At 42.9% G+C, this 26,948-nt stretch carries 28 protein-coding genes; 16 read left to right on the forward strand and 12 right to left on the reverse strand.

The genetic code is table 11. From position 1 onward, the window contains the following. Window position 1: 1 nt before the first annotated feature. Window positions 2-1,234, reverse strand: coding sequence for an NnrS family protein (locus GZH31_RS15470; RefSeq protein ID WP_074989185.1), 1,233 nt, complete (start codon window positions 1,232-1,234; stop codon window positions 2-4). Window positions 1,235-1,392: 158 nt separating this feature from the next. Here GZH31_RS15470 and norR point away from each other — a divergent pair, with 158 nt between their 5' ends. Beyond that, window positions 1,393-2,955, forward strand: coding sequence for a nitric oxide reductase transcriptional regulator NorR (gene norR / locus GZH31_RS15475; protein ID WP_036973447.1), 1,563 nt, complete (start codon window positions 1,393-1,395; stop codon window positions 2,953-2,955). On the opposite strand, the gene GZH31_RS15480 is transcribed toward norR, so the two are convergent. Next, entirely contained in the window at window positions 2,952-3,845 is an 894-nt protein-coding gene (locus GZH31_RS15480; RefSeq protein ID WP_036973449.1) for a LysR family transcriptional regulator, read from the reverse strand. The two genes, norR and GZH31_RS15480, sit on opposite strands and share 4 nt — an antisense overlap. 113 nt (window positions 3,846-3,958) lie before the next feature. On the opposite strand from GZH31_RS15480, the gene GZH31_RS15485 reads away from it, so the two are divergent. Beyond that, window positions 3,959-4,528, forward strand: coding sequence for an NADPH-dependent FMN reductase (locus GZH31_RS15485; RefSeq protein ID WP_036973450.1), 570 nt, complete (start codon window positions 3,959-3,961; stop codon window positions 4,526-4,528). A gap of 4 nt (window positions 4,529-4,532) precedes the next feature. Here the strand turns inward: GZH31_RS15485 and GZH31_RS15490 are convergent, their stop codons facing one another. After that, window positions 4,533-4,979: a TerB family tellurite resistance protein gene (locus GZH31_RS15490; protein ID WP_180311217.1), complete on the reverse strand. Its 447-nt coding sequence runs from the start codon at window positions 4,977-4,979 to the stop codon at window positions 4,533-4,535. A gap of 168 nt (window positions 4,980-5,147) precedes the next feature. Between GZH31_RS15490 and GZH31_RS15495 the strand changes: the two genes are divergently transcribed. After that, entirely contained in the window at window positions 5,148-5,471 is a 324-nt protein-coding gene (locus GZH31_RS15495) for a hypothetical protein (protein ID WP_371915646.1), read from the forward strand. 74 nt (window positions 5,472-5,545) lie between these two features. On the opposite strand, the gene GZH31_RS15500 is transcribed toward GZH31_RS15495, so the two are convergent. The 6 genes from GZH31_RS15500 to fabR all read right to left on the reverse strand — a co-directional run bounded on the left by GZH31_RS15500 (window position 5,546) and on the right by fabR (window position 11,934). After that, window positions 5,546-6,139, reverse strand: a complete 594-nt coding sequence (locus GZH31_RS15500; RefSeq protein WP_036973454.1) for a hypothetical protein — start codon at window positions 6,137-6,139, stop codon at window positions 5,546-5,548. Window positions 6,140-6,268: 129 nt separating this feature from the next. Continuing rightward, window positions 6,269-6,868, reverse strand: a complete 600-nt coding sequence (gene leuD, locus GZH31_RS15505) for a 3-isopropylmalate dehydratase small subunit (protein WP_036973455.1) — start codon at window positions 6,866-6,868, stop codon at window positions 6,269-6,271. Beyond that, window positions 6,868-8,268 (reverse strand): 3-isopropylmalate dehydratase large subunit, encoded by a 1,401-nt coding sequence (gene leuC, locus GZH31_RS15510; protein ID WP_036973457.1) that lies wholly within the window; start codon window positions 8,266-8,268, stop codon window positions 6,868-6,870. The genes leuD and leuC overlap by 1 nt, the downstream gene beginning before the upstream one ends. Window positions 8,269-8,325: 57 nt before the next feature. Further along, entirely contained in the window at window positions 8,326-9,402 is a 1,077-nt protein-coding gene (gene leuB / locus GZH31_RS15515; RefSeq protein ID WP_180311218.1) for a 3-isopropylmalate dehydrogenase, read from the reverse strand. After that, window positions 9,399-10,946 carry a 2-isopropylmalate synthase gene (gene leuA, locus GZH31_RS15520; RefSeq protein ID WP_036973462.1) on the reverse strand — a complete coding sequence of 516 codons (1,548 nt, stop codon included), beginning with the start codon at window positions 10,944-10,946 and terminating at the stop codon, window positions 9,399-9,401. Before leuA ends, leuB begins: the two co-directional genes overlap by 4 nt. Before the next feature lie 370 nt (window positions 10,947-11,316). Continuing rightward, window positions 11,317-11,934 (reverse strand): HTH-type transcriptional repressor FabR, encoded by a 618-nt coding sequence (fabR, locus tag GZH31_RS15525; protein ID WP_036973464.1) that lies wholly within the window; start codon window positions 11,932-11,934, stop codon window positions 11,317-11,319. Window positions 11,935-12,050: 116 nt separating this feature from the next. Between fabR and GZH31_RS15530 the strand changes: the two genes are divergently transcribed. Together GZH31_RS15530 and sthA are read left to right on the forward strand one after the other, a co-directional pair. Then, the gene (locus GZH31_RS15530) at window positions 12,051-13,184 is read left to right on the forward strand and encodes a fatty acid desaturase (RefSeq protein WP_180311219.1); all 1,134 of its coding nucleotides are present in this window, start codon (window positions 12,051-12,053) and stop codon (window positions 13,182-13,184) included. Window positions 13,185-13,197: 13 nt separating this feature from the next. After that, on the forward strand, window positions 13,198-14,628 hold the full coding sequence (gene sthA / locus GZH31_RS15535; protein ID WP_036973466.1) for a Si-specific NAD(P)(+) transhydrogenase: 1,431 nt from the start codon (window positions 13,198-13,200) through the stop codon (window positions 14,626-14,628). Window positions 14,629-14,687: 59 nt separating this feature from the next. Here sthA and hemE read toward each other — a convergent pair whose 3' ends face one another. Beyond that, window positions 14,688-15,752, reverse strand: a complete 1,065-nt coding sequence (gene hemE, locus GZH31_RS15540) for a uroporphyrinogen decarboxylase (protein WP_036973467.1) — start codon at window positions 15,750-15,752, stop codon at window positions 14,688-14,690. Between the two features lie 613 nt (window positions 15,753-16,365). Here hemE and GZH31_RS15545 point away from each other — a divergent pair. After that, window positions 16,366-16,836, forward strand: a complete 471-nt coding sequence (locus GZH31_RS15545; protein WP_036973468.1) for an Rsd/AlgQ family anti-sigma factor — start codon at window positions 16,366-16,368, stop codon at window positions 16,834-16,836. A gap of 147 nt (window positions 16,837-16,983) precedes the next feature. Continuing rightward, window positions 16,984-18,036 carry an LD-carboxypeptidase gene (locus tag GZH31_RS15550; protein ID WP_174403897.1) on the forward strand — a complete coding sequence of 351 codons (1,053 nt, stop codon included), beginning with the start codon at window positions 16,984-16,986 and terminating at the stop codon, window positions 18,034-18,036. Between the two features lie 42 nt (window positions 18,037-18,078). On the opposite strand, the gene fkpA is transcribed toward GZH31_RS15550, so the two are convergent. Further along, window positions 18,079-18,834 (reverse strand): FKBP-type peptidyl-prolyl cis-trans isomerase, encoded by a 756-nt coding sequence (gene fkpA / locus GZH31_RS15555; protein ID WP_065979435.1) that lies wholly within the window; start codon window positions 18,832-18,834, stop codon window positions 18,079-18,081. A 201-nt stretch (window positions 18,835-19,035) separates the two neighbouring features. Here fkpA and GZH31_RS15560 point away from each other — a divergent pair, with 201 nt between their 5' ends. Together GZH31_RS15560 and GZH31_RS15565 are read left to right on the forward strand one after the other, a co-directional pair. Further along, on the forward strand, window positions 19,036-20,034 hold the full coding sequence (locus tag GZH31_RS15560) for a WD40 repeat domain-containing protein (RefSeq protein ID WP_036973471.1): 999 nt from the start codon (window positions 19,036-19,038) through the stop codon (window positions 20,032-20,034). Continuing rightward, window positions 20,021-20,233, forward strand: a complete 213-nt coding sequence (locus GZH31_RS15565) for a SlyX family protein (RefSeq protein WP_036973473.1) — start codon at window positions 20,021-20,023, stop codon at window positions 20,231-20,233. Before GZH31_RS15560 ends, GZH31_RS15565 begins: the two co-directional genes overlap by 14 nt. Window positions 20,234-20,253: 20 nt before the next feature. Here GZH31_RS15565 and GZH31_RS15570 read toward each other — a convergent pair whose 3' ends face one another. Then, window positions 20,254-20,457 carry a YheV family putative zinc ribbon protein gene (locus GZH31_RS15570; RefSeq protein ID WP_036973475.1) on the reverse strand — a complete coding sequence of 68 codons (204 nt, stop codon included), beginning with the start codon at window positions 20,455-20,457 and terminating at the stop codon, window positions 20,254-20,256. A gap of 129 nt (window positions 20,458-20,586) precedes the next feature. Here GZH31_RS15570 and GZH31_RS15575 point away from each other — a divergent pair, with 129 nt between their 5' ends. The 7 genes from GZH31_RS15575 to GZH31_RS15605 all read left to right on the forward strand — a co-directional run bounded on the left by GZH31_RS15575 (window position 20,587) and on the right by GZH31_RS15605 (window position 26,946). Further along, complete coding sequence (locus tag GZH31_RS15575; protein ID WP_180311220.1) at window positions 20,587-22,506, forward strand: ATP-binding cassette domain-containing protein; 1,920 nt, start codon at window positions 20,587-20,589, stop codon at window positions 22,504-22,506. After that, on the forward strand, window positions 22,493-22,909 hold the full coding sequence (locus GZH31_RS15580) for a TIGR02444 family protein (protein ID WP_065979437.1): 417 nt from the start codon (window positions 22,493-22,495) through the stop codon (window positions 22,907-22,909). Before GZH31_RS15575 ends, GZH31_RS15580 begins: the two co-directional genes overlap by 14 nt. A 244-nt stretch (window positions 22,910-23,153) precedes the next feature. After that, window positions 23,154-23,294 carry a DUF3149 domain-containing protein gene (locus tag GZH31_RS15585; RefSeq protein ID WP_074989877.1) on the forward strand — a complete coding sequence of 47 codons (141 nt, stop codon included), beginning with the start codon at window positions 23,154-23,156 and terminating at the stop codon, window positions 23,292-23,294. Between the two features lie 142 nt (window positions 23,295-23,436). Further along, complete coding sequence (locus GZH31_RS15590; RefSeq protein WP_036973479.1) at window positions 23,437-24,438, forward strand: hydrolase; 1,002 nt, start codon at window positions 23,437-23,439, stop codon at window positions 24,436-24,438. Then, on the forward strand, window positions 24,413-24,670 hold the full coding sequence (locus GZH31_RS15595) for a YheU family protein (RefSeq protein WP_036973480.1): 258 nt from the start codon (window positions 24,413-24,415) through the stop codon (window positions 24,668-24,670). Before GZH31_RS15590 ends, GZH31_RS15595 begins: the two co-directional genes overlap by 26 nt. Before the next feature lie 60 nt (window positions 24,671-24,730). After that, window positions 24,731-25,924, forward strand: coding sequence for a dipeptidase (locus GZH31_RS15600; RefSeq protein ID WP_074989875.1), 1,194 nt, complete (start codon window positions 24,731-24,733; stop codon window positions 25,922-25,924). A gap of 131 nt (window positions 25,925-26,055) precedes the next feature. After that, window positions 26,056-26,946, forward strand: coding sequence for a HEAT repeat domain-containing protein (locus GZH31_RS15605; protein WP_036973483.1), 891 nt, complete (start codon window positions 26,056-26,058; stop codon window positions 26,944-26,946). Window positions 26,947-26,948 lie beyond the last annotated feature (2 nt).

Raw genomic sequence — 26,948 nt, forward strand, 5'->3', positions numbered from 1 at the left:
GTTAACCTGGACGGCCATCAACACGACGTTTAAGTAAAATGGGCGCACAATGAAATAAAAATAAAATAAAACCCAGCACCCATAGCAATGCACTTAATTGCCACGCAAGGTGATGGTTTAAAATAGCGGGGAGCAGAGCACGGACAATGGCAGCTCCTGCAATAAGCATAAAGGCGACATTCACGAGTACAGGCACCTGTAAAGGACGACTTGTATGGCCATGCGATACACGCACCATCATGGCAAGAATCATTAAGCCAATCGTGCCAACAGTGACAAGATGCAACGCATCTTTAAAGAGTATGAGTGGGCTGTAAAAGCTAACAGCGATTAACGCTAAACCTATTGCCAGTGCCCAATAAGCAAAATGCAGAGACCACAATAAAGGCACTTTTAATACACCTGCATGCCACCACAAAATACTGCGATAAAAATGCAAGGTAGCTAGCCATGCGAATACCCAGCCAACACTCAATGTGTTAAAAAATAACTGGCTTAAGAAATACCAAGCAATGGCAAATAACGAACTGAATAGCAGTAGCTTATCAAGCTTAGGGCTGCGCACTTGTTCAGTAATATTAAGACCGCGTGCGGTAAAAAAAGGCACAACACGCCCCGCAACAACCCCCACCAATAACACCATGAGTAAAACGGCGGTATCAACAATACTTAGCGCAAAGGAAAACTTTTGCAAAACGACCAAACTGAGGAAAATCATATTGCACGCGCATAGCATGGCGGTAATAAAAATGAACAAATAATTATGACGGCTTTTAGCCTGTAAGAGCATATCAGTCAAAATAGCAATACCAGCCAACCACCACACAAGCTGAAATCCCCCTACCAAGTAAAGGTTAAGTTGACTAATACCATTTACGTCAACAAAGAAACTGCCGCGTGCGATAACCCAAGTCACACTAAGTAAACACAATTTAATACCGCTAACACTTGGCACACCTGTCCACGTTTGCGCTGCGGTCAGTAAGAATCCCATAGCAACGACCCCTGCAAACCCAAATAGCATTTCATGGGCATGCCACAGCGTAGCAGGCATTGTTAACTGCCAACTTGCATAGCCACTCAGAATTAGCAGCCAGTAGCTCATAGATAAAACAGCCAAAATACCAGCCCCTAAAAAGAAAGGTCTAAATGCTAATCCCCATACTGGCCATTTACTTAGCTGATAAACATGGATTTTTTTTGGCATTGGCTCTGTTAAATTAATGACTTTCATTGCAACCCTTATTTGCCTGAATTAGTCAGCTTATTGCACAGTTCACGCCAAAAATAAAAACCATTAATTTTCAATCAATTAAAAACAAATCATTGCCTTATGTGTCATAATGACTCACCATTATAAAAGACAAAAGAACACATTTAGGTCAATTTGACATGACAAGCCAAAAAAGCATCCTCGATATTGCATTGGCACTTGCCCACGTAAATCCAAACAAAAACGACTTTAGCGATCTACTAAGCTGTATAAGTGAATGGATACACTGTGATGCCGTTGCCCTACTTATTAAGCAGGGCGAAACGTTAAAACCCGTCGCCCAGCGCGGCTTGTCTCAAGACACTCTTGGCAGACGCTTTGAGATAAACGAGCACCCTCGTTTATTTGAAATTTGCAGAAGCACCCAACCGCTCAAGTTTGCTAAAGAGTGTGAGCTTCCTGACCCTTATGATGGTTTATTACAAAGTCGTGAGGGGGATTTTCCTGTACATGCATGCATGGGGCTGCCCCTTTACAGTCAACAGCAAGATTCACAATTACTGGCTGTTTTAACCTTTGATAGCCTCAACGAATATGCTTTTGATGATGTCCCCCATACTCAGCTCACACAGCTTATGCAATTAGTCGCAGCACATGTTGAAACCCTCCTTACAGTGCAACATTACCAGCAACATGCACAGCACAATCACCAACTAGCTCAGCAACTTAATCTTGAGGCTTTAACCCGAGAAGGTGTTGAAATAATTGGTAATAGCCACTGTATGCAAATACTAAAAAATGATATTCAATTAGTGGCTGCATCGGAGTTTAGCGTACTGATACAAGGCGATACTGGAGTCGGGAAAGAGCTTGTTGCACGTAATATTCATCTCAATTCGAAGCGACGAGAACAACCCTTAATCCACCTTAATTGTGCTTCGTTACCTGAGAATCTGGCAGAAAGTGAATTTTTTGGGCACAGCAAAGGCGCATTTACTGGCGCCCATTCAACTCGCCAAGGTAAATTTCAACTCGCTGATGGCGGAACACTTTTTCTTGATGAAATTGGTGAATTACCCTTAGCAATGCAAAGTAAGTTGTTGCGCGTACTGCAAAGTGGCGAAGTGCAAACCGTGGGTGAAGATCAAAGTCGTTACGTTGATGTACGCGTTATTGCAGCAACAAATCGCGATTTAAAACAAGAAGTTGCTGAAGGACGTTTTCGCGCAGATCTTTATCATAGGCTGCGCGTTTACCCACTTAACGTACCCGCACTAAAAGAGCGCGAAAATGATGTGATTCTTTTGGCTGGCTTTTTTGTTGAGCAAACTGCGCGCAAACTTGCTATAAAACAGCTAAAACTGGGTATCGACACGCAAATATTGCTACGCCAATATGATTGGCCTGGTAATGTGAGAGAGCTTGAACACGTGATAAGTAGAGCTGCTTTGAAAGCCAAACAACAACAATGGCAACAGAAAATCATCACCATTGAACCACAGCACTGTGATATAGAAAAACGTGCTACAAACACGCACACAACGACTCAGCTTATCAATACCAATACATCCTCGCTGTCATTAAAAGAAGCTACCGATGCGTTTAGTTATCAGATGATTATGCAGCAACTAGAACAGCACAACTTAAACTGGGCAGCCACTGCCCGCACGCTTAAAGTCGACAGGGCCAACCTTGTGAGGCTGGCCAAACGCTTGGGTATTAACGTAAAAAAGTCGCTCTAGTTTTTTAATTTTTTAAAATAGGCTTTTAGTAGCTGGCTAAACGCCTGTACTTTCGCGGTGCGGTGCACCAAGTGATGTGTTACCAACCAGAGGTCGGTCGGCCAAACGAGTTCTTTTGCAAGCACAGGCACTAAATCTGGGTATTGATCTGCGACCTCATGCTGTAAACCACCAATGCCCAGCCCCCTAACAATAGCACGCGTTGCTTCTGATGTTTCTGATACTCTAAGCTTGATTTGTGCGGGTGCTATGTGCTCATCAACCCAAGCAAAATAAGGCACTTTAGCGTTGTAACCAGCTACACCCGACACAAAACTATGCTGCTCTAACTGCTGTAAGGTTTTCGGCAAACCATATTTTTCAATGTAGCTTTTTGACGCATAAAACCCGGACGATAACTCAGCCAAATGCTGAGCAATATAATCTCCTTCATCAGGGCGAGGGCCTGCACGTACAGCAATATGAGCTTGACCATGGTCAAGACGTAATCGGTTTTGGTCAAGGATCACTTCAAGCCGTACTTGCGGGTGTAGGCTCTGAAACTGTTCGCATACTTCACTTAATACATCAATGAAACCACTGACCGTTGTCAGTAATAAACTGCCACGCAGTTGACTGTCGGCAGCAATAATATCGTTGTGTAGCTTTTCGAGCTCTGCATTAATCGCTTTCGCTGTCGCAAAGAGCTTTGCACCTATTTCTGTCACGGTGTAACCACGCGCATGGCGATGAAATAAGCGTGCATCAAGATTCTCTTCTAAGTTATTAACCCTTCTGAGTACCGTGCTGTGATGAACACCCAAAGATTCTGCCGCGGCAGTTAATGTACCTAGTCGTGCGACTTCATAAGCAACTTTTACATCTTGCCAATCATCAAATTGAATTGCCATAGCGCCCTCTTGTGTGCGTATATGCACATAAGTTTTGCGTTTATTTGGCTTTTCTGCAAGCTGTTTTTTGCTAAAGTTAAGATATCAACCGTGAAGCTTAAAAGGAAGCCATCATGACAGCACCAAAAATCATTGCCCTCGCAGGCAGCTTACGTAAAGACAGCTTTAATCAAAAACTAATTAATGAAGCAGCACGCTTCGCCCTTGAAAGCGGTGCTGAAGTAGAAGTGCTTAAACTAAGCGATTTAGACTTACCACTATTCGATGAAGATATAGAAGCACAGGGTACACCTGCAGGTGCACAACGTTTAAAAGATAAACTACGTGCTGCCGACGGTATTTTATTAGCAAGCCCAGAATATAATGGCTCTATTACAGCACCTTTAAAGAATGCCATCGACTGGGCTTCGCGAACTGAGCAAGGTGCAGTGCCTGCATTTCGTAACAAAGTAACGGCACTGTTTGCGTCATCACCTGGTGGTTTAGGCGGCCTACGTGGTTTAAATCATGTACGCGATATTTTATCCGGCATCGGTAGCCTAGTATTAGCTGACCAACTTGCAGTGCCCGCTATCCACACGAAATTAGATGAACAAGGCCGCATTAACGATGCCGATACCGCCGAACAAGTTGCCAGCCTTGCACAGCAGCTTGTCAGTGTCGCCAGTAAATTAAATAAGTAAGCGTTTAACTCAACTTTGTCGCTGCTAATTTTGCAGCGATGAAGTCTTCATGAGTCACATACAGAAGACTCGCGACACGGCGAATAACTAATTCTTCATGTTTATCAAGTTCGCCATCAGCGTACGCTAAACGCCATAACAGCTCGATGATATCGATGCGCTGCTCGGCACTGCACTGAGCGTTAATTTGCTTAGAAAATTGGAAGTAATCAATCGCTTCATCTAAGTTTTTCGACGCACCTTCTACAAGCTCCAGCACTTCTTCGTCTGATAAAGAAAAGTATTTCTTTAAGGTGTTGTTCAGTACCTGTTGCTCATCATCTTGTAACTCATTGTCAGCGCGCATCACCTCAATTAATAGTGCAGCAACAGCCGTTTTGAGGTCATGTTCGCTAATGTTAGATTGGCTGTTGTCCATTGCTGAAAAGAGCTGTTTTATTTTACTGAGCATCACATTGTCCCTTTTGGGTGTTAAACTACGTATAGATGTAACGTTACCTTAGTTTGACTATGGATGCTAATTCATGGTTCAACGATGCGATGAATTAACGCATTAATCACATGGAGTTAAGTGTTTATGAGTGGAGTTAGAAGTACACAAGCACTACTGTTCAGCGCGATGATATTGATTGCGGGGTGCAGTGCTGCCCAGGCCGCAAAAGGCGAAACCGAGAAACTCTACGACTTTGATGAGAAAGTCCATTACTATCAAACCAAATTGGCAGATGGTCGTTATCATCTTGAAATTCAATCTGATGATTACCCACATTTCAAAAATCAAAGCGTCTTTTTACTGCGTCATGCTAGCCGGTTATGTAAGGACAAACCTTTTATGTTAAGAGTGACTGATGGCGTACAAGAGTACGAGCGCTTTCCTACGAAACCACGTGCCTACCAGCCACCTTTAACCGTAGTATTGCAATGTGAAGACGACGCTAATTAACCAAAAGGCTGGATAATAAGTCGGTATCCAGCGGCTACTATTAACGCCAACTTCTTGAGTTTACTTGGAGCTAGTTAATCAGTGTAGCCCCACGGAGCGTTTGGAGGTGTAATCGGTTTTGTTAAGTCAAAGTCAACACGAAACTCACGACCCTCACGCACTAAACGGTAGGTGAATTGTTTTGGGTAAATATACATTTGCCACGTATTCCCCATCGACTGCGGAATACCTTGGCTTGCAAACAACTCTTTTGAATATTGATCTGCAGGAAATGACTGAGCATTCACAAAGCCAGCATCAACAGTATGACCGCCATACATTGTAGACGCATCATCGCTGCCATCTTTATGGCGATGGTCGTGCTTTAAACTCAAACCACTGCCCGTTTTAGTTATGATCCATGTACGCGACGCATCATCACCAACATGAAATGGTACTTGCAACTCACGCTCGTTACAGTGGCGCACATGCATAATAAGCTTTTTACCTGCAAATGAGCTTGGCCCAGTGGCATTATCAACCGTAACTTTTCCCTCATACGCTTTGCCACAATGCGCTGCAATATTATTAAAAAAGCCATCATGGCTCGGTATTGACACTAACGGCGCTGGGCGTGCAATTGCCACTGATGATGCTGTCACTAGCATTGATGCCACTAAATATTTCATGGTGTGTTCCTTAAATAAAAAATACGTGTTTTAGATTAGCGATTTATACATGACAAAGAAAGCAATCACGATAAGTAATAAATAAAAACGCGGCTTACGCCGCGTTTAGGTTCCACATGTAATACACGTTTATTGCCAAGGTCTCGTGGCTGCAAGTTGCTTTTCAAAAGCATCTATTTGGCCGTTAAGCGTCTCGGTTACTCCGATAAAATCTAGGCCACTTAATAAACGTTCTTTAATGTCATGACGAATATCAAAATGAATGGTCTCAAATTTATCGCTACGAAGTTGCTGATTTTCTAAATCAACCTCAATATGAATATCATCATACTGTTCACTCAGTACAAATAATTGCTCAAGTGTTTCTGCCGGTAATGCGATAGCAAGCATTTGGTTATTGCCGCAGTTATTAAAGAAAATATCTGCAAAGCTTTCCGCTAAAATGACTTCAAAACCATATTGCTTTAATGCCCATGGCGCATGCTCACGCGATGAACCACAACCAAAGTTGTCGCGAGTTAAAAGAATTTGCGCACCTTGGTAACAAGGGCGATTCAAAATAAACTCGGGGTTTGGCTCGCCATTATCTAAGTAACGCCAATCATAAAAAAGCGCCGCATCAAAGCCATCACGACTTGTCGAAGTTAAAAACTGCTTTGGAATAATTTGGTCAGTATCTACATTGTTTTTATCTAACGGGGCCATTAAGCCACTAAAAAATACGCTCATTAGGCTTCTCCTCTGATATCAACAAAACGACCATGAATTGCAGCTGCCGCAGCCATTGCTGGGCTAACTAAGTGAGTGCGCCCACCGCGACCTTGACGTCCTTCAAAGTTACGATTTGAGGTCGATGCACAGCGTTTACCTGCTTCTAATCGGTCGTCATTCATTGCTAAACACATTGAACACCCCGGCTCACGCCATTCAAACCCTGCTGCCTTAAAGATATCAGCAAGTCCTTCGTCTTCTGCTTGCTTTTTAACAAGGCCAGAGCCTGGAACAATCAATGCCTCTACACCGGCTGCAACTTGCTTACCTTCAACAATCTGTGCAGCGGCACGTAAGTCTTCAATACGACTATTAGTACATGAACCAATAAATACCGTATCAACCGTTGCTGAAGACAGCTTGTCACCCGCCTTTAAACCCATGTATTTCAGTGCGCTGCGAATCGCATCGGCTTTTATTAAATCAGGCTCTTGGTCTGGGTCTGGAATACACTCATCTACGCCAATAACTTGTTCAGGGCTGGTGCCCCAAGTAATTTGCGGTTGAATGTCGGCTGCTTGTAATTCAACAACATGGTCAAACTGCGCGCCTTCGTCCGTTTTTAGTGTTTGCCAATAGGCAACTGCTGCGTCAAAGTCATCGCCTTTTGGTGCAAATGGGCGACCTTTTAAGTAATCATAGGTAGTTTGATCAGGTGCAATTAAACCGGCTTTTGCGCCCATTTCAATGCTCATGTTACACAGCGTCATGCGTGCTTCCATTGACAGTGCTTCAATGCCTTCACCACAAAATTCAGCTACATACCCAGTGCCACCCGCGGTCCCTAGCTTACCAATGACCGCCATAATTAGGTCTTTCGCTGTGACTGTTGGGCGTAAACGACCATTAATTTGAATTTTTAACGACTTGGCTTTTTTCTGCTGTAAGGTTTGGGTTGCTAATACGTGCTCGACCTCTGAGGTACCAATACCGTGCGCAAGTGCACCAAACGCACCATGGGTTGAAGTATGACTGTCACCACAAACAATGGTCGTACCCGGTAAGGTAATGCCCTGCTCAGGCCCCATTACATGCACAATACCTTGATTAATCGAATTTAAATCATAAAGTTGAATACCAAACTCTTTACAGTTTGCATCCAGTGCCATTAACTGGTTTTTAGACACTTCGCTTGCAGCATCTAACGAACGGCTTTTTGTTGAAACGTTATGATCCATGGTTGCAAAGGTTTTTTCTGGGCAACGCACTTTGCGGTTTTTCTCACGCAGACCTGCAAACGCTTGTGGTGATGTTACTTCGTGAACTAAATGACGGTCGATATACAGTAAATCGGTTTGATCATTAATACTGGCGACCACATGGGCTTGCCAAATTTTATCATATAAGGTTTGGGCCACTTGCTATTCCCTCGTTTTAGCTGCACTGAATGACGAGTTCAGCGCAATCAATTTTAATTAAATACGTGCAACAATTGCTGCAGCAACATCACTGGTGGTATACCCTGCATTTGGATAGATGTCAGGCGTACCCACACCGGCTTCAACCGCCTCTGCCACCGCTTTTTCGATAGTCCGTGCCGCTTCATCTTGTCCAAGCGAGTAACGCAACATAAGTGCAGCACTTAAAATTTGCGCAATCGGGTTTGCCACCCCTTTTCCTGCAATATCGGGGGCAGAGCCACCCGCAGGTTCATACAAACCAAAGCCAGACTGGTTCAAACTCGCCGATGGTAATAAGCCCATAGAGCCTGTGATCATCGCGCATTCATCCGACAAAATATCGCCAAATAGGTTATCGCAAAGTAGTACATCAAATTGGCTTGGTTGCTTCACTAATTGCATCGCCGCATTATCAACATAAATGTAATCGAGGCTTACTTCTGGGTAATCTTTACTGACTTCGGTGACCACTTCTCGCCACAGTACACTTGACGCTAACACGTTGGCTTTATCAACCGATGTAACATGGTTACTACGTAGTTTTGCCGCTTCAAACGCAAAGCGAGCAATGCGTTCAATTTCTTTACGCGAATAGGTTTGCGTATCGAATGCGGTCTCTTGTTCGCCTTCACCGCTGCGCCCTTTTTCACCAAAATAAATACCGCCCGTTAACTCACGTACACATAAAATATCAAAGCCTTGTGCGCTAATATCTGCACGAAGTGGTGAAGCTGCACTTAAGGCTGGTAGCAACTGTGCGGGGCGTAAATTACAAAACAAACCAAAATGCTTACGCAGTGGCAACAACGAAGCACGCTCAGGTTGCTCATTCGGTGGTAAGTTCTCCCATTTTGGGCCGCCTACAGAGCCAAATAAAATAGCATCAGCATTTTCACACGCAGTAAGTGTACTTTGCGGCAATGCTTGACCAAATTCATCAATCGCAGCGCCACCTATCGCATGGTGATTACGAGTCAATGTAAAACCAAACTTTTCACTTACAGCATCCAATACGGTTTCTGCTGCAGCCATTACTTCTGGACCAATGCCATCGCCTGCTAATACGGCGATGCTGTAATTAGATTGACTCATCCTGCTTTCCTTTGTTGTTTTAAATCAGACACTTTTTGTGCACGATAAATTAAGTTATACACACGGATCATGGCACGCACTGAGGCTTCAACGACATCTGCCGCAATGCCCGCACCGTGATAAGGGCGACCATCGTATTTAGCAATAATATTTACTTGGCCTAATGAACTTGCGCCTTGCCCTGTGGCTTCAAGGTTGTATTCAATCATCTCAACCGACATACCCGTTAAACGCTCAATTGCCAAAAACGAGGCTTCTACCGGGCCATTGCCCGTTGCAGCTTCTTGCTTTGATACACCGTCAATGGTCATGCCAATCGTAGAGCTGGCAACCGATTGCGAATTAGACGTTGAGTTAACAAACTCAAGTTGATACTTCTCGTCTTTATCTCTGATTTGATTGAAGTAAATCATCGCCTCTAAGTCATAGTCATACACAGTGCCTTTTTGGTCTGCTAATGCTAAAAAGCTCTCGTATAAGCTATCCATGTCGTAGTCAGACTTTTGATAACCTAACTCTTCTAAACGGTGCTCAATAACATGACGCCCTGAACGCGATGTCATGTTTAATTGATTACTGGGCACACCCACACTTTCTGGCGACATGATCTCGTAAGTATTCTGCGCTTTTAAAACGCCGTCTTGGTGAATACCCGAGCTGTGCGCAAACGCATTCTCACCAACAATGGCTTTGTTTGGCTGGACCGGCATATTACATATCTTCGCCACTTGACGAGAAGCGCGGTAAATTTCTTCACTGTGAATATCGGTATGCACTTTTAAGTGGTCTTCACGCATTTTCATGATCATCGCCACTTCTTCAAGCGAGCAGTTACCTGCACGCTCACCTATGCCGTTAATCGTACACTCAATTTGGCGAGCGCCCGCCTGCACCGCAGCAATTGAATTCGCCACTGCTAAACCTAAATCGTTATGACAATGCACACTTAAGCGCGCCTTATCGATGTTGGGCACATTATTCATTAAGTGATGGATCATCGCCGCATACTCGTCTGGCGTTACATAGCCCACGGTATCAGGTAAGTTGATGGTCGATGCACCTGCATCAATGGCCTTTTCAACGATACGGCATAAATCCCAATGTGGTGTACGGCCAGCATCTTCACACGAAAATTCCACGTCATCAGTATAGTGACGAGCAAGCTTAATCGACTTTACAGCCATGGCGGTGGCGTCGTCTAAGCTCATTCGTAGTTTATGTTCAAGGTGTAATGGACTGGTTGCAATAAAGGTATGAATACGCCCTTGCTCTGCTGGGCGAAGCGCTTCACCACAGGCTTCAATGTCTTTTGCAACCGCACGCGCTAAACCACAAATAATTGGTCCTTTTACTTCGGTCGCAATACGCTGTACTGAGCGAAAATCTGCCGGGCTTGATACCGGAAAACCCACTTCCATTACATCCACGTTTAAGCGGCTAATGGTATGCGCAAGTTGAATTTTATCGTCTTCTGTTAGGCTCGCTTTAAGCGCTTGCTCACCATCACGTAAGGTTGTGTCAAAAATCCAAACCTTATCTTTCATAAACTGTCCTCGTTCCCAATGACCCATTAGCGAGATAAAAAAAACCCCGCGCTTGCGGGGTTTTATAATGTTTTACAAATGCAAATACACTAAGCCCCGCCTACTCGCTTAAGCAGTAAGAGGTTTAGTTTTAATGTAATTAAACGTGTCATTTGCATCTTTATTTACTAAATGTGTGTTCAGTGAGCTGTATTTTTAACATTCAACAAACAGGCTTGCAAGCATAATTTTTCTAAAAAGTAGATTGAAAAGCGATAATAATAGAAATTTAAAATCCATTAAACCGTACATTTTGAATAATCAATCCAAAACCTAAGTCGACAGCGTTTAATTTATCGTTTACAGCCGACTCCCGTGTTTAGATTAACTTTTAAGAATGATTGTTGTCTCGCACATACATTGTGGCGCCGCGAGCAATATAACGTAGTTGCCAAATTAGACGCTCTACTAACTCTTCTCGCTGCTGTCCTTCAATATCAAGTGCCTCAGCTCCGGCGTTAAATACTAAAGTCACCATGGCCTCCGCTTGAATATACGCATGGGTGGCATCGCATGGGGTTTCGCTTTCAAGGTAGTGAGCAAGTTCTAAGATAAAGTGTTTAATTTCACGCGCGACAGCAGCACGAAATGCCTTAGAAGTGCCAGAACGTTCACGCAGCAGCAACCTAAACTGATTACTCGAGTTATCAATAAACTCCATAAAAGTCACAATAGATGTCGTAATGACACTGCCACCACTGGCTATTCGCCTACGTGCTTGACGCATTAATTGACGCAGCGTTAAACCCGCTTCATCTACCATGGTTAAGCCAAGTTCGTTCATGTCTTTAAAGTGACGGTAAAACGAGGTAGGCGCAATACCGGCCTCACGGGCAACTTCACGCAAGCTTAAATTAGAAAAACTATGATCCGCACTCAATTGATTAAATGCTGCTTCGATTAGTGCTTGTCGTGTTTTTTGTTTCTGTTGCGCTCTAACACCCGACATGGAAACTCCCAGCGTGAATTTTTAATGATTTTTCGGTTAATGAGACAGTCTAATACTTGACGCGGAGAGTTTGAAACACTATTTTAGCGTACAAGTGTACGCTCAGATTTTGAAAGATGAAAAAACCACCTATTATTTGGACCAATGTCCTATTCTTTAGCCTTACTTTTTTGGCTGCCGTTACTTTAGTGCCATGGTATGGAATTACCTATGGATTTACCAGCGCACATTGGATTGCATTCGTTGCGTGTATGTTTTATGCGGGTATGTCGATTACCGCAGGGTATCATCGCCTGTGGGCACACAAGACTTACGATACTCATCCAGTGATTGAAGCCTTTTTTGCCCTTGGTGGTGCATTTGCACTGCAAAACAGCGCACTGCATTGGAGTAGTGATCACCGTATTCACCATGGTCAAGTCGACGACCCTGTCAAAGACCCTTACGCAGCTACCAACGGCTTTTGGTATAGCCATATAGGCTGGATGCTACGTGACTATCAAGGTGATGAGTATGGCAACTACAACAACTGCCGAGATTTACAGAAAAATAAAGTGGTAATGTGGCAACACCGCCATTACATGAAGTTAGTATTAGCCACTAATATTGGTATTCCATTTGCGCTGGGTTTAATGCTGGGTGATGTGTGGGGCATGCTATTACTTGCGGGTCTGCTACGTTTGGTATTAAGCCAACACTTTACCTTTTTTATAAATTCAGTGGCGCACATTTGGGGCTCTCGTCCATACACAGAAAAAAATACTGCTCGTGATAACGGTTTTTTAGCGTTATTCACTTATGGCGAAGGTTATCATAACTTCCACCATATTTTTGCCAGCGACTATCGTAACGGCATAAAATGGTATCACTATGATCCCACTAAGTGGATGATCCGCTCATTGGCCGCGATGGGTTTAGCCTCAAAGCTCAAACGTACGCCTGTTGAACGTATTGAAAAAGCGAAAGCAGAAACCTTGATGAATAAGACCCAAGATAAGCTCGCAAAATTGCCTTTAGCCCAAGATAAGCTTACATTATTACAATCTGAGTACGAATTATTGCTGAAAAAGCTGCAACACTTTTGTGCCCTGCAAAAACGCGTGTTAGAAATCAAAAAAAATAAAATGATAAAACAATGCGAAAAATCAGCAGTAATGACACAATATCATGAGCTTGAAGCCGCTTGGGAAAACCAAAAGCAGGCTTGGCTTGCACTAAATGCGAGGTTATTAAAAGCCTCTTTTAGTTAACATAGGAGCGGCTGTGGCCAAACAAAACGTAAAGCAAAAAGATACGCCTTCGTATCAGTACGACGCGATTATCATAGGCACAGGTCCTGGCGGTGAAGGCACCGCCATGAACCTGTCTAAAAGTAACAAAAAAGTAGCTGTTATTGAGCGCCAAGAATCAGTAGGTGGCGGTTGCGTCCATTGGGGCACTATTCCTTCAAAAGCCTTACGCCACTCTGTTAGTCGTTACATTGAATACAAAGCGAACCCACTTTTTAATATCAGCGAGCGCCCTAACCGCCTCACTTTCCCTGATATTCTTCGCCATGCTAGTAATGTCATTTCGAAACAATCTAACCTACGCAGTAGCTTTTACGACCGTAATCGTATTCATATGTACCAAGGCGATGCTGAGTTTATTGATAAACACACAGTGAAAATTACTCACATCGACGGTTCATTTGAAACGTTAACTGCACAAACCATTGTTATCGCAACGGGTTCTCGCCCTTACAGGCCACCAGGCGTTGATTTTTCGCATCCACGAATTTACGACAGCGATACCATTTTAGGCCTTGAACACGACCCTCATCGCGTGCTTATTTATGGTGCAGGTGTGATTGGCTGTGAATACGCCTCTATTTTTAAAGGCTTAGGCGCGAAAGTTGACTTAGTTAACACCCGTGATCGCTTACTAGCCTTTATGGATGCTGAGATTTCAGATGCACTGAGTTACCACTTTTGGAATAGCGGCATTGTTATTCGCCATAACGAAGAGTTTGATCGCATCGAAACCCGTGATGACTGTGTCGTGATGCATTTGAAGTCGGGTAAACGTGTCAAAGCAGACTGTATTTTGTTTGCTAACGGACGTACAGGTAATACCGACACTCTAAACCTCGATGCTGTGGGCTTAAAAGCCGATAGCCGTGGCCAGCTTAAAGTAAATGAAACATACCAAACAGAGGTTGATAACATTTATGCTGTAGGTGATGTTATTGGTTACCCAAGCCTTGCGAGTGCTGCCTTTGACCAAGGGCGTATTGCTGCTGATGCCATTGCATGTGGTAACTGCGAAGAAAAATTGATTATTGATATTCCTGCCGGTATTTATACGATTCCTGAAATGAGCTCAGTGGGTAAAACCGAACAAGAGCTTACCGCAGCTAAAATTCCATACGAAGTTGGCCGTGCACAGTTTAAGCATTTGGCACGCGCACAAATTGCCGGGACTGAGGTAGGTAGCTTAAAGATTTTATTCCATGTTGATACTAAAGAAGTGCTTGGTGTGCATTGCTTTGGTGAACGTGCGTCTGAAATTGTCCATATCGGGCAAGCAATTATGGAACAAAAGAACGGTGGTAACACCATCGATTACTTCGTAAATACAACCTTTAACTACCCAACCATGGCTGAGGCCTACCGAGTTGCTGCGTTAAATGGTTTAAATCGCTTATTTAAATAAGCGATTGAACGTATATAGAAAAGCCCGCATATTGCGGGCTTTTTTATAACTAGAGCGACTTACTTGTGATATTTAGCACTTAACTCATGCACTGAGTTAATAAATATACCGGCATGTTCAGGGTCAACATCTGGGGTAATACCATGCCCTAAATTAAATACATGACCAGAACCTGTACCAAAGTCTTCTAAAATTGTGGCCACTTCTTGACGAATACGCTCTGGCGTACCGTGCAGCATTGATGGGTCCATATTACCTTGTAGTGCCACTTTATCACCAACACGACGCTTTGCATCACCAATATTGATTGTCCAATCAAGGCCTACTGCATCACAGCCTGTTGCTGCAATTGCTTCAATCCACTGACCACCATTTTTAGTAAATAGTGTTACCGGCACTTTACGACCGTCGTACTCGCGAATTAAGCCATCAACGATTTTATGCATATACTGTAGTGAGAATTCATTGTAATCACGCGGGCTTAACACTCCCCCCCATGAATCAAAAACCATCAATGATTGCGCACCTGCTTTCACTTGTGCGTTGAGGTAATCAATCACTGAATCAGCTAATTTATCGAGTAATAGGTGTAGTGTTTGCGGTTCTGCAAACGCCATTTTTTTGATTTTCCCGAATGTTTTGCTGCTTCCACCTTCAACCATGTATGTGGCAAGTGTCCAAGGTGAACCTGAGAAGCCAATCAGTGGCACTTCACCTTTGAGTTCACGACGAATGGTGCTTACCGCATTCATCACATAGCCTAATTCATCAGTTGGATCGATATTAGGAATCTTTTTAACATCCGCTAATGATGAAATTGGGCGCTCGAACTTAGGACCTTCGCCGGTTTCGAAATAAAGGCCTAATCCCATCGCATCTGGGATAGTTAAAATATCGCTGAATAGAATCGCAGCATCAAGCGGGTAACGACGTAATGGCTGTAAAGTCACTTCACAAGCAAGTTCGGCGTTTTTACATAAGCTCATAAAGTCGCCTGCTTGAGCACGTGTAGCACGGTATTCAGGTAAATAACGGCCTGCTTGGCGCATCATCCATACCGGTGTAACATCGACAGGTTGCTTTTGTAGTGCACGTAAATAACGGTCGTTTTTTAATTCGCTCATGCGTTTTAGATCCTAGAACTGAATGAAATTGCGCTGATTGTATCACCATATTGCGCCGCTCACTATGGATAGATAACCGACCCTAGACATAGATCATAGTTTTTAGCTACGCCACATAAAACCGCACAATTATTGAACGAAATTAAAATAATTTTAAAACTTTTTATTAATAAATTTGCAACATCGAAAAAAGCTTGGTATAACTTATCCCGCGTTAACAAAAACAATAATAAAAATTGTATAACAATAAGAACAAAAATCTTCCCATAACTATAAGAAAGCTTGTTTTAACAAGTTCGGAAAAAGAATTAAACCACCAATTTTGGTGGTTTTTTCTTTTCTTAATCAACAAGATACCCCCTCTACCTCATTAGATTGATAATCCAAAATAAACACTAGTAGTTTTTAATTATTTCCCATACACTGCTGTTAGAGCATAAAAGTCCAGCCTTAGACAACAGCGTAAAGAAGCAGAAAAACGCTGCTTAAATATGCGCCTCTAAGTTGGCTTTTAACAATCTGTTGCAATTAGGCACTAAGAATTTAGTTGATCTTTGTGTCATATTTCCTTCTTATATAGGGAAGGAAAACCAACTCAGCGAGGAGATGAAATATGCTGACGCGTTTGGAAAAAGCTCAACAAAAGTGGGGAGGTAGCCATTCTGTCATCGATAAATGGCTTACAGAACGTCAAGAGCTACTTGTGTTGTTTTGCCGTATTGCGGGATTTTCACCGTATGAAAAGAAAGATCACGCCCTACCTGATCAACTGCAAATCCAAAACTTTTGTCAAATACTGATGGATTACCTGTCAGCGGGACATTTCGAAGTGTATGACGACATTGCCAAGGCCTGTGAAGAAAAAGGCCCAGAAAGCCAAAAGCTAGCCAATGCGCTCTACCCACGAATTTCTGAAACTACCGATGTTGCATTAGACTTTAACGACAAATACGCTGAAGTTGACTCAGATGACTTGCTCGACGAATTTGATAAAGATTTATCAGTGCTAGGTGAAGCACTTGAGCTGCGCTTTGAATTAGAAGATGAACTAATCGATAATCTCTATTCAAACCACACCAGCTAACACAGTAAGACGGCAGCAGAGAACACTTTCTCTGCTGGAAAGTCTTGTTATCTGCCTACCTTAATAGAATGTTATATTCCATTTCATAACAAAAATTTGAAATAATTATTTTAATGCGTTACTCATAGTAAAAAAATGAGGCGCACGATGAACAAACGTACTTTCTTAAAATCTCTTTCTGTTCTTGCAGCAGGTGCAAGTTTAGCAACCAGCCAACCACTGATTGGCGCATCACACACTGCAACTCCCACTTTAGTAAAACCAAAGCCATTAAAAAAAGGGGGAACCATTGGTCTGTGCAGCCCATCAGCGGCAACCGCTGAGCACGCTGACATCATACTCGCAAAAGGTGTAATAGAAGCACTCGGCTATAAAGCAAAGCTTGCCCCTAATATTTTAGCCCGACGCGGTCATTTAGCTGGCACAGATGCACAAAGAGCGAGTGACTTAAACAGCTTATTTGCCGACCCACATGTCGATGCGATTGTGTGCTTACGGGGTGGGTCGGGTGCGGCTCGTATCCTGCCACTTTTAGACTATGCAACAATTCGCAATAATCCGAAACCTCTTATGGGCTATTCTGATATCACGGCATTACATAATGCATTACTCGCTAAAGCCGGGCTTATTAGTTTTCATGGCCCTAATGCCACCAGCGATTGGAATCCATTTCATGTTGCGCAATTTAAAAACATGTTTGAACAACGTCAGTTAATGCGCTACCAAAATTTACCCAAAGCAGACGATGAACTAGTCAACAGCCAATACTTAACCCAAACCATCAATGCGGGTCAGGTCAGTGGCCGTTTAATCGGGGGGAATCTCACTGTACTCACAGCACTCGCAGGCTCTGACTACTTACCTGACTTTAATGGGGCTATTTTATTTTTAGAAGATATTGATGAAGCCCCTTATCGTATTGACCGTATGATGAGCACCCTTAAACTTATGGGCGCACTAGATAAAATAGCGGGGTTTGTATTTGGTGATTGTAATGACTGTAAGCCTGGTCGAGGCTATGGCTCATTAACCTTAGATGATATCTTTGCTGATTATATTAAGCCATTAGGCATTCCGGCTTATCGCGGTGCAATGATTGGTCATATTAAACGCCAGTTTATTTTACCGGTCGGTACGGTGGTGGCACTTGATGCCGATAAAGGCACGCTGCAAATGAAAGAAACAGCATTTAGCAGCTAAAAAAAGGGCCTACTTTAGGCCCTTTTCTCATTGAGTAAAAAATTACTCTGCAGCAGCTGCTTTTTCTTCGCTTTGAATTTCAAGTAGTTCTACTTCAAACACAAGCGTTGAGTTAGCAGGGATCTTACCTAGGTCGCGCTCACCGTAAGCAAGATCAGCTGGAATAGTGAACTTGTATTTAGAGCCAACAGGCATTAACTGTAAACCTTCAGTCCAACCTGGGATCACACGGTTAAGTGGGAAAGTCGTTGGCTCATTACGTGAATAAGAGCTATCGAACTCAGTTCCATCTAGTAAAGTACCTTTGTAGTGTACTTTTACCACGTCAGTAGCGACTGGCTTTTCGCCATCACCTTGTGAAATCACTTCGTACTGTAAACCAGACTCAGTTACTGTCACGCCTTCTTTCTTCGCGTTTTCTGCTAGGTATTTTTCGCCTTCAGCTTTGCTCTGTTCAGCTTCTACTTTTGCTTTTTCTTGTTGCTTAGTACGAATGCTTTGATCAAGCGCTGTTAACACTTCACGAATTTTTTCGTCGTCTAATTTTGCGTTACCTGCAAGTGCGTCTTCAAAACCACGCTTTAATAGCGCTTCATCTAATTCAACACCTAACTCTTTTTTGTCAGCTAAGTCTTGATTCAAGAAATTACCAACAGAGGCACCGATACCGTATGCTTGTTGTTGTGCTTCAGTCTCTAGTTTAACTTCAACTTGCTGTTCTTTTTTTGCTTCTTGATTACAAGCTGTAAGCGCTAAAACTGACGCTGCAATCAATGACAATTTAATCGTCTTTCTCATTTTATATCTCCGACACACTTTGCAGTTGTCAATTATTGTATTATTACTAGTTAAAGATTAACGACCTACATGGTAGGCTGCTTGTCTAATAACTAAACTTCATGCAAACGCATGATCAGTGATTAGAATAACAACCTAGGCCTTTAATGAGCCCTAGTCTAACCTCTCAATCACGAAGAGTTAAGGGGAAATACCCGTAATATGTCGATATTTCGTACTTTTTTGTATCTGCTAAGCCTAAGCTTAGTTGTTGCCTGCTCTGAGCAACATGAGCAATCCACTGCACGTTATGAACATGCGGCTAAAGGTGCGTTTGCATCTGCTATTTCGCATGATGGCAAATACAGCGTGATCTCATCTATACACCATGGGGTCGCGCTGTGGGATAATCAACAGCAGGTATTAAAATACCAATGGTTTCAACAACAAGCTCAAGATAGCCTCGTTCACACTGTGGCAATCTCTTACGACAATAGCCATGCTGTCACCGCAGAAAAGTCCACATTTGCTGTGTGGGACATTAACTCAGGTAAAAACACGGGCTACTATAAAATACACGCCTCAACAATTAGAGATATCGCGATTAGCAACCAAGGACGCAGCGTGTTATATGGCCGCGCCGACGGTGTAGTCGTTTACCTCGACTTAGAGACCGGAAGACGCATAGAGTTCCTTGGCCACCAAGAAAAAGTGAATGTTGTTGACCTTTCACCGAATGGTCATTACGCAATCAGTGGTTCTAATGACTATGTTGCCTACTTTTGGGATACCCGTACAGGGCAAGTTATACATCGCTTTAACCACCCGACTCGCGTTACTCAAGTCGCCCTCGATCCACAAGGCCGCTATGCATTTACAGCTGACAGTATGAAGCAAGCAAATGTATGGCAACTGACTACAGGTGATCTTGTTAGCAAACTGGCGTATATTGCGCGTCAGAAAATTTTTACCGCAGTGCGTTTTAACGATGAAGGCACCTTAATCGCAACCGGGTCACCCAATCGACTTGTTGAATTATGGCAGCTAGACTCAGGTAAAAAATTGCAAACGTGGCAAGTGGTTCCTCGTGAAGGAAGTCGCCCGAAATCGGCCGTGGTGTTAGATGTTGCGTTTACTGATAACAACCAAGCGTTATTAACCGAAAGCTCCAGCGGATTCGCTGAAAGTTTTAATGTAAGAGAATCAAATGAACACAATTGAACATCGTCTAATGGAACTTGAAGCAAAAGTCGCTTTTCAAGATGAAACAATTGAAATATTAAATGATGAGCTTAAAGCGCATCAGCAACAGCTTGCAAAAATGAAGCGCCAGACTGAATTGCTTGCAGAAAAGATTAAAGAAGCACAACAACCTTCTTTAATGTCGCAGATGCATGAGCCGCCTCCGCCACATTATTAATATTGAAAAATTTAGCCGGGTTAATCGCCCGGCTTAAACACCCCAATCACTTGTTCAAACTGGCGTGTTGAGGCTTGTACTGCTTTTTCTGGCTGGGTCATTTTATGGCCACACTGCACACATTCTACTTTCTCAACATCATGCTCTTTATAAAGCATCATCGTATCCATCGCATTACACTCTGGGCATGATGCCCCTGCGATAAAGCGTTTTTTTTGTCTCATACATGATCTCCGGTGCCATTTAGGCGGCTATTTTAGCCTAATAATTCTGTGTTTGATACGATTGCGAAGCCTAATACGATCCGTGTTATGATATGCGCAATTAAAACTGTGGTGTGCAAGTAAACTTTCATGATCCAAATTTCAGACATCGAGCTTCTTCGTGGTGGTAATGCCTTATTAAAAGGTGCCTCTGCAACCTTATTCCCTGAGCATAAAGTAGGCCTAGTCGGGGCTAATGGCTGTGGTAAATCCACATTGTTCGCGCTATTAAAGTCTGAATTACAACTCGATGCTGGTGAATGCAGTATTCCTAAAGACTGGTCCATTTCTTCTGTAAAGCAAGAAACACCGGCTCTCAATATTAGTGCGCTTGATTACGTACTCCAAGGCCATCCTGACTATTACACACTCAGAATCGCACTGCGCGAAGCCGAGCAAAATAATGATGGCGCGGCACAAGCAAAGGCACATATTGGTCTGGAAAATATCCAAGGTTACAGCATTGAAGCAAAAGCCGGTGAACTGCTACATGGTTTAGGTTTCTCCAATGAGCAAATTGACAACCCTGTGAGTGCCTTTTCGGGGGGGTGGCGTATGCGCTTAAACTTGGCACAAGCCCTTATTCGCGATGCCGATTTATTGCTTTTAGATGAGCCAACCAACCACTTAGACCTTGATGCTGTTTACTGGTTAGAGCGCTTTTTACGCGCCTATACTGGCACACTTGTGCTTATCTCACATGACCGTGAGTTTCTCGATGCGGTGGTTGATCAAATTTGGCATATCGACCAGCAAAAAATTAATATTTATAAAGGCAATTACTCGCAATTTGAACGCCAAAAAGCAGAACGCTTATTACAGCAACAGGCCATGTTCGAAAAGCAACAAGAACAAATTGCGCATCTTGAACAGTTTATTACTCGCTTTAAAGCCAAAGCAAGTAAAGCGAAACAAGCACAAAGCCGGGTAAAAGCACTGGAGCGTATGGAAAAGCTGGCGCCAGCACATGCTGATTCACCCTTCGATTTTGAATTCGCTGAACCAACCGCACTACCGAACCCGCTCATGACACTTGACCAAGCCAAAGCGGGCTATGGCAATACCACCATTTTACACAGCATTAAGCTCAACCTCGTACCGGGCAGCCGTATTGCCTTGCTTGGTCGAAATGGCGCGGGTAAATCAACGCTAATAAAATTATTAGCTGGAGATCTGAAACCTCAAGCGGGCGAAGTGTTTCAGCATCAAGGATTAAATATTGGCTACTTTGCGCAGCACCAACTCGAATCGTTGGATCTAAGAGCCAGTGCCGTTACGCATTTACAACGTTTAAACCCGCAGGCAACAGAGCAATCACTGCGCGACTTTTTAGGGGGCTTTGCATTTTTTGGCGATAAAGCACTTGAGCCAGTTGCTCCATTTTCGGGTGGCGAAAAAGCACGTTTAGTACTGGCTATGTTGGTGTATCAAAAGCCCAACTTACTGTTACTCGATGAGCCCACCAACCACCTTGATTTAGAAATGCGACATGCTCTTGTAATGGCTCTACAAGGTTTTGAAGGGGCAATGGTCACCGTATCGCACGATCGCCACATGTTAAAAAACACAGCCGATGAATATTACCTTGTTGATAACGGAGAAGTAACCCAGTTTGGCTATGATCTTGACGCGTACTACCAATGGTTACTCAATGCGAACAAAGAAGCTGCAAAAACAACTGAAGACAGCGCACCGAAAGCGCATTCAAGCATCAATCGTAAAGAACAAAAGCGCTTAGAAGCCGAGTTTAGAAAATCAGTACAACCACTTAAAAAGCAAATTGAAAAGCTCGAAAAGCAACTCGATAAACACTCAGCGGAATTAGCTGAAATCGAAGAGGCACTTGGCGATAACGCGCTTTATAACGATGACAACAAAGCAAAACTCAAAGAGTTACTCGCAAAACAAGCGACATTAACGCCAAAAGTAAATAACATTGAAGAAGAGCTACTGATGGCCCTTGAAGAAATGGAAGAAAAAGAACAAGCGTTTGCCGATGAACTTGCTTAACAGTGACGATTTTTGGCAATTTGCATGTCAGCTTTATAGTAAAGATGACATGCAAGCACGCCTGTTAGATTACCAAAACCAGCAAGGTAAAAACGTTAACCTGTGTCTGCTATTGTATTATTTAGATTCTCTTGGGCTTGCTTTAAACAACTCTCAACTTAATCAGCTTGAATTATGCATTATTGAATTTGACGAGCAGGTATTAAAGCCTCTACGTAAGACTCGCGCCTACCTAAAAGCCAATCAAACCGAAATTGCTGATTACGCCACGATTCGTAAAGAATTACTCAGTGCAGAATTAAAACTCGAAAAACAACAGCAACAGCTTCTTATAAACGCACTGAATACGATGACTCTAACGCCATGTTCCAATGCGAATAATATAGGATTATATATTAAGTAAAGTGGTGAGTTCGCAGTCAATCCAACGCCACTCATAGTAAGTAGTAAGCCATACCCTTAAGGCTTTATCTGAAGCAAAACGCCTCTCGATCGACTGACGTCTAATCGCTAATAGCCTATCAAACTTGATCCAAATCAACTTCTAAATCGCCTTGTGTAGCTTCAGGAAAATAGCTTGATCTGGATCATATCACCCACCCCAAAGCCAGCCTATGATTAACCCATAGACATTAGGAGGCACAACCATGAACGTATTCTTTAGAGATTTTTTTAGCGACCCCGTCTTATTTATGTCATTTGGCATTTTGGCAGTTGTTATCGTTTTATGCCTTTTTTACGTCGGATATTTCATCAAGAAAGTTCACGACGCAGAAGTTCCTAAGTAAGAATTAAGCACGACGCACAAAGCCCCCATCCAATTTTATTGTTTAGGGGCTTTTTATTTGCAACAACACAAAATTGCCACCTGTTCTAAAAAAGCAAAAACTTGCTACAATGGGCGCTTGTTTTGTCTTGAAAGTGTCAACTATGTTACCTGAGTTTAAGCCTGCGTGGTGGATGCGCAATCGCCATTTGCAAACCATAATGCCGCGCTTCTTTCGTCCTTTTCATAATACACGCTACGACTTATCAACAATCGACACCCCAGATGGTGACTTTTTAGAACTTGCTTGGGCACAGCCACACAATGAACATGCTCCATTAGCCATTGTGTTACACGGCCTAGAGGGCAACATTAATAGCTTTTATGCCAAAGGCATGATGAAAAAGCTCAAGCAGCAAGGCTTTGCGGTAGTGCTCATGCACTTTCGTAATTGCTCACGCGAAGTTAATCGCCTTGCGCGTGCTTATCATAGTGGCGAGACCGAAGATTTACGCTTTTTTATCAACCACCTAAAAAACACATTTCCCTCACGTCCTCTTTTCGCTGTTGGCTTTTCGCTAGGCGGTAATGTGCTTGCTAAATATTTAGGTGAGCAAGGTAGCCAATCGAACTTACATGGTGCAGCCGTGGTATCGGCTCCTTTTGATTTATCGGCATCATGCGAAGTAATACGTAAAAGTTTAGGTAAAATTTATCAAAAGTATTTGCTTGATCGCATGAAAAAATCAATGCAAAGAAAGCTGCCACAAATAGAACAGCAAATTAGTCTTACCCCAGAAAAGTTAATGGCTATTGATGACTTATGGCAGTTCGATAACTTACTAACGGCTCCCTTGCATGGTTTTGCTGGCGCTGAAGATTACTATCAACAAGCAAGCGCCAAACCGTTTTTAAAAACGATCGCAACACCGACACTTATTGTGCACGCAAAAGATGACCCGATGCTATCAATTAAAGCCGTGCCCGATAGCACAGATGTCAGTGAACATGTTACTCTGCGTATCTCCGAAAAAGGCGGCCATGTTGGTTTTATTAGCGGTAATAATCCGTTTAAACCCGAGTACTGGCTTGAGCGTATTGTGCCTGAGTATTTTCAACAGTTAGTTAAAAAGAGCAGTGATGATCATTCCACACGAAAAACTTGATAAAGAGACACTTTACAATTTAATTGAAAGCTATGTATTACGTGAGGGCACTGACTATGGCGAGCAAGAGGTAAGTATTGAAAGTAAGGTGGCGCAGGTTACTCAGCAACTAAAAAAAGGTGACGCAATGGTGTTCTTTTCTGAACTACATGAATCTGTCACCATTATTTCAAAAGCCGAGTTTATCGCATTACAAGCCGACCCAGAGTATCAAGCGTCGTTTAACGACTAAACTTGTAACTTTTTCTACAACCCTTCACAATGGCTTTTTAACTTTAAAGAGCCATTAAGAATGAAAAAACTAAGCTCATTGGTTGCCGCTGTTTCGTTGGCCTTAATCAGCCAAGCTCATGCAAGTGAGACGACGGCATCAGATAAAGCCATCAAACTAGCAAAAGACACGATTTTAATTGATACACACATTGATGTGCCTTACCGTATTCACGATAAATGGGCCGATGTAACTAAAGCGACTGATGACGGCGATTTTGACTATCCGCGTGCAGTGCAAGGCGGCCTAAACGCCCCTTTTATGTCAATTTACATTCCAGCTAACCTCGAGTTTGAAGGCAAAGGTAAAAGCTACCAACTTGCTAATCAGTTAATCGATAGCATGGAAGCCATTGTACAGCGTGCCCCAGATAAATTTGCAATGGCTGATTCAACAGCAGATATCAAAGCACACTTTAAACAAGGTAAAATGTCGTTGGCAATGGGGATGGAAAATGGTTCACCGATTGAAGGTGACATGAAAAACCTGAAGCATTTTTATGACCGTGGTGTGCGCTACATCACCCTTGCTCACTCGCAAAGCAATCACATTTCAGACTCTTCTTACGATATTCGCCGTAAATGGAAAGGCTTAAGCCCATTTGGTAAAGAGCTGGTCAAAGAGATGAACAACATCGGTATGCTTGTAGACGTATCGCATATTTCAGATGATGCGTTTTACCAGGTCATGGAAATTTCGAAAGTACCAGTGATTGCCTCTCACTCATCGCTGCGTAAATATACGCCAGGCTTTGAGCGTAATATGAATGACGATATGTTATTAGCACTCAAAAAGAATGGCGGTGTTATTCAAATCAACTTTGGTTCAAGCTTCGTAACCGCTCAAGCTGGTTCTTGGTATGATAAGCTAAAAACAGCAAAAGCAGACAAGAAGAAGGAAGGCACGAAGCTCAGCAAAGATTTTGACGCAGCTTATCGTGCTAAGAACCCATTCCCGTTTGCAAGCCTTGAGCAAGTACTTGACCATATCGACCACGTAGTCGCGCTAATAGGCATTGATTACGTCGGTATTGGCTCTGACTACGATGGTGTTGGTGACTCACTGCCTGTAGGCTTAAAGGACGTGTCTAGCTACCCTAACCTTGTACAAGGCCTCATAGATCGAGGCTATAGCGATAAAGATATTAAAAAGATCTTAAGTGGCAACATGCTTCGAGTTTGGCAACAAGCTGAAGAGTACGCAAAAGCGCATTAAACTAACCTCATTATCACCATCTTAAAAGCGCAGTTAATGCGCTTTTTTATTGATTGCAACATCGTTTATTGATTAAAAAAATAGCATGATTTAATCTGATGATTACACAGAAGTAATTAGGATGATGTGACATGGCTTCATGGCAAGGAAATGTTGCGCTTGTATTTGCAACCGCTGCATTAGGCATAACGTTATACAACCAGTTTGGGGCATCTAAGCCACTCAACAAACCGCAACCCGCAAAGTACGATTTTTCATCTGTAAGTGGTAGCGTTCCCCTTGAAGACAGGGAAAACCTCGTCGCATTGCATGGCTATATTCTAGACCTTGAAACTCGAATTAACGCACTAGAACAAAGTAGCCCTAAAATTGAGCCAACTTTAATTGCAGAACAAATCGATAAAGTCATCGAACAACGCGAAAAAGAACGTATTGCAGAAGCAACCAAAAGAAATCCATCGGTTAATTGGTTTAGAAACTTGCCTGATGATTATCGTCAGCGCATTAAGGCCGATCAACACTATGCAAACAAATCAATTAACGACGCATTTTCTGCACTACTAAATATCAATAATAGCGATGACGACCGTTTGGCAGCCTATGGGCAACTTAAAATGACGTTAGGCATGCTCAGACGTGATCTAGATGAAAATCAACACACAGCCGTTGTCGACGCGATGCTCAATATCAGTGAGTATACAAGTGAACCAACCACACGAATTCATGCCATAGAGAATCTATCGCGACTCGATTCTGTTTCACCAAAACTAGCCGACTACTTTCAAAAGCTCTTGCAAAGCGACGATAACGACTATGTTCGTAGCGTGTCAGCCAGTGCCCTTGTGAGCCAATTTTATCGTGCTAATCAACTCGATAAAAAAGAGTTTGCTCTTGAGCTTGCACAGCGTATTCAAAGCTTAGAATCAAGTGGCGATAGTAAAGTAGCTGATATTATGACCGACAGCCTAAAACACCCACGACTAAGAGAAGAATTAAACAAAGTACTTGGAAATAGTGGTTAGTA

The sequence above is a fragment of the Pseudoalteromonas sp. JSTW genome, assembly GCF_013423925.1.
GTDB classification, from domain to species: domain Bacteria; phylum Pseudomonadota; class Gammaproteobacteria; order Enterobacterales; family Alteromonadaceae; genus Pseudoalteromonas; species Pseudoalteromonas lipolytica.

What these genes read in the sequence shown, in the direction of transcription:
- GZH31_RS15470 (WP_074989185.1), bottom strand. Translation starts at nt 1,234, where the DNA reads ATGAAAGTCATTAATTTAACAGAGCCAATGCCAAAAAAAATCCATGTT.
- norR (WP_036973447.1), top strand. Translation starts at nt 1,393, where the DNA reads ATGACAAGCCAAAAAAGCATCCTCGATATTGCATTGGCACTTGCCCAC.
- GZH31_RS15480 (WP_036973449.1), bottom strand. Translation starts at nt 3,845, where the DNA reads ATGGCAATTCAATTTGATGATTGGCAAGATGTAAAAGTTGCTTATGAA.
- GZH31_RS15485 (WP_036973450.1), top strand. Translation starts at nt 3,959, where the DNA reads ATGACAGCACCAAAAATCATTGCCCTCGCAGGCAGCTTACGTAAAGAC.
- GZH31_RS15490 (WP_180311217.1), bottom strand. Translation starts at nt 4,979, where the DNA reads ATGCTCAGTAAAATAAAACAGCTCTTTTCAGCAATGGACAACAGCCAA.
- GZH31_RS15495 (WP_371915646.1), top strand. Translation starts at nt 5,148, where the DNA reads ATGATATTGATTGCGGGGTGCAGTGCTGCCCAGGCCGCAAAAGGCGAA.
- GZH31_RS15500 (WP_036973454.1), bottom strand. Translation starts at nt 6,139, where the DNA reads ATGAAATATTTAGTGGCATCAATGCTAGTGACAGCATCATCAGTGGCA.
- leuD (WP_036973455.1), bottom strand. Translation starts at nt 6,868, where the DNA reads ATGAGCGTATTTTTTAGTGGCTTAATGGCCCCGTTAGATAAAAACAAT.
- leuB (WP_180311218.1), bottom strand. Translation starts at nt 9,402, where the DNA reads ATGAGTCAATCTAATTACAGCATCGCCGTATTAGCAGGCGATGGCATT.
- leuA (WP_036973462.1), bottom strand. Translation starts at nt 10,946, where the DNA reads ATGAAAGATAAGGTTTGGATTTTTGACACAACCTTACGTGATGGTGAG.
- fabR (WP_036973464.1), bottom strand. Translation starts at nt 11,934, where the DNA reads ATGTCGGGTGTTAGAGCGCAACAGAAACAAAAAACACGACAAGCACTA.
- GZH31_RS15530 (WP_180311219.1), top strand. Translation starts at nt 12,051, where the DNA reads ATGAAAAAACCACCTATTATTTGGACCAATGTCCTATTCTTTAGCCTT.
- hemE (WP_036973467.1), bottom strand. Translation starts at nt 15,752, where the DNA reads ATGAGCGAATTAAAAAACGACCGTTATTTACGTGCACTACAAAAGCAA.
- GZH31_RS15545 (WP_036973468.1), top strand. Translation starts at nt 16,366, where the DNA reads ATGCTGACGCGTTTGGAAAAAGCTCAACAAAAGTGGGGAGGTAGCCAT.
- GZH31_RS15550 (WP_174403897.1), top strand. Translation starts at nt 16,984, where the DNA reads ATGAACAAACGTACTTTCTTAAAATCTCTTTCTGTTCTTGCAGCAGGT.
- fkpA (WP_065979435.1), bottom strand. Translation starts at nt 18,834, where the DNA reads ATGAGAAAGACGATTAAATTGTCATTGATTGCAGCGTCAGTTTTAGCG.
- GZH31_RS15560 (WP_036973471.1), top strand. Translation starts at nt 19,036, where the DNA reads ATGTCGATATTTCGTACTTTTTTGTATCTGCTAAGCCTAAGCTTAGTT.
- GZH31_RS15565 (WP_036973473.1), top strand. Translation starts at nt 20,021, where the DNA reads ATGAACACAATTGAACATCGTCTAATGGAACTTGAAGCAAAAGTCGCT.
- GZH31_RS15570 (WP_036973475.1), bottom strand. Translation starts at nt 20,457, where the DNA reads ATGAGACAAAAAAAACGCTTTATCGCAGGGGCATCATGCCCAGAGTGT.
- GZH31_RS15575 (WP_180311220.1), top strand. Translation starts at nt 20,587, where the DNA reads ATGATCCAAATTTCAGACATCGAGCTTCTTCGTGGTGGTAATGCCTTA.
- GZH31_RS15580 (WP_065979437.1), top strand. Translation starts at nt 22,493, where the DNA reads ATGAACTTGCTTAACAGTGACGATTTTTGGCAATTTGCATGTCAGCTT.
- GZH31_RS15585 (WP_074989877.1), top strand. Translation starts at nt 23,154, where the DNA reads ATGAACGTATTCTTTAGAGATTTTTTTAGCGACCCCGTCTTATTTATG.
- GZH31_RS15590 (WP_036973479.1), top strand. Translation starts at nt 23,437, where the DNA reads ATGTTACCTGAGTTTAAGCCTGCGTGGTGGATGCGCAATCGCCATTTG.
- GZH31_RS15595 (WP_036973480.1), top strand. Translation starts at nt 24,413, where the DNA reads ATGATCATTCCACACGAAAAACTTGATAAAGAGACACTTTACAATTTA.
- GZH31_RS15600 (WP_074989875.1), top strand. Translation starts at nt 24,731, where the DNA reads ATGAAAAAACTAAGCTCATTGGTTGCCGCTGTTTCGTTGGCCTTAATC.
- GZH31_RS15605 (WP_036973483.1), top strand. Translation starts at nt 26,056, where the DNA reads ATGGCTTCATGGCAAGGAAATGTTGCGCTTGTATTTGCAACCGCTGCA.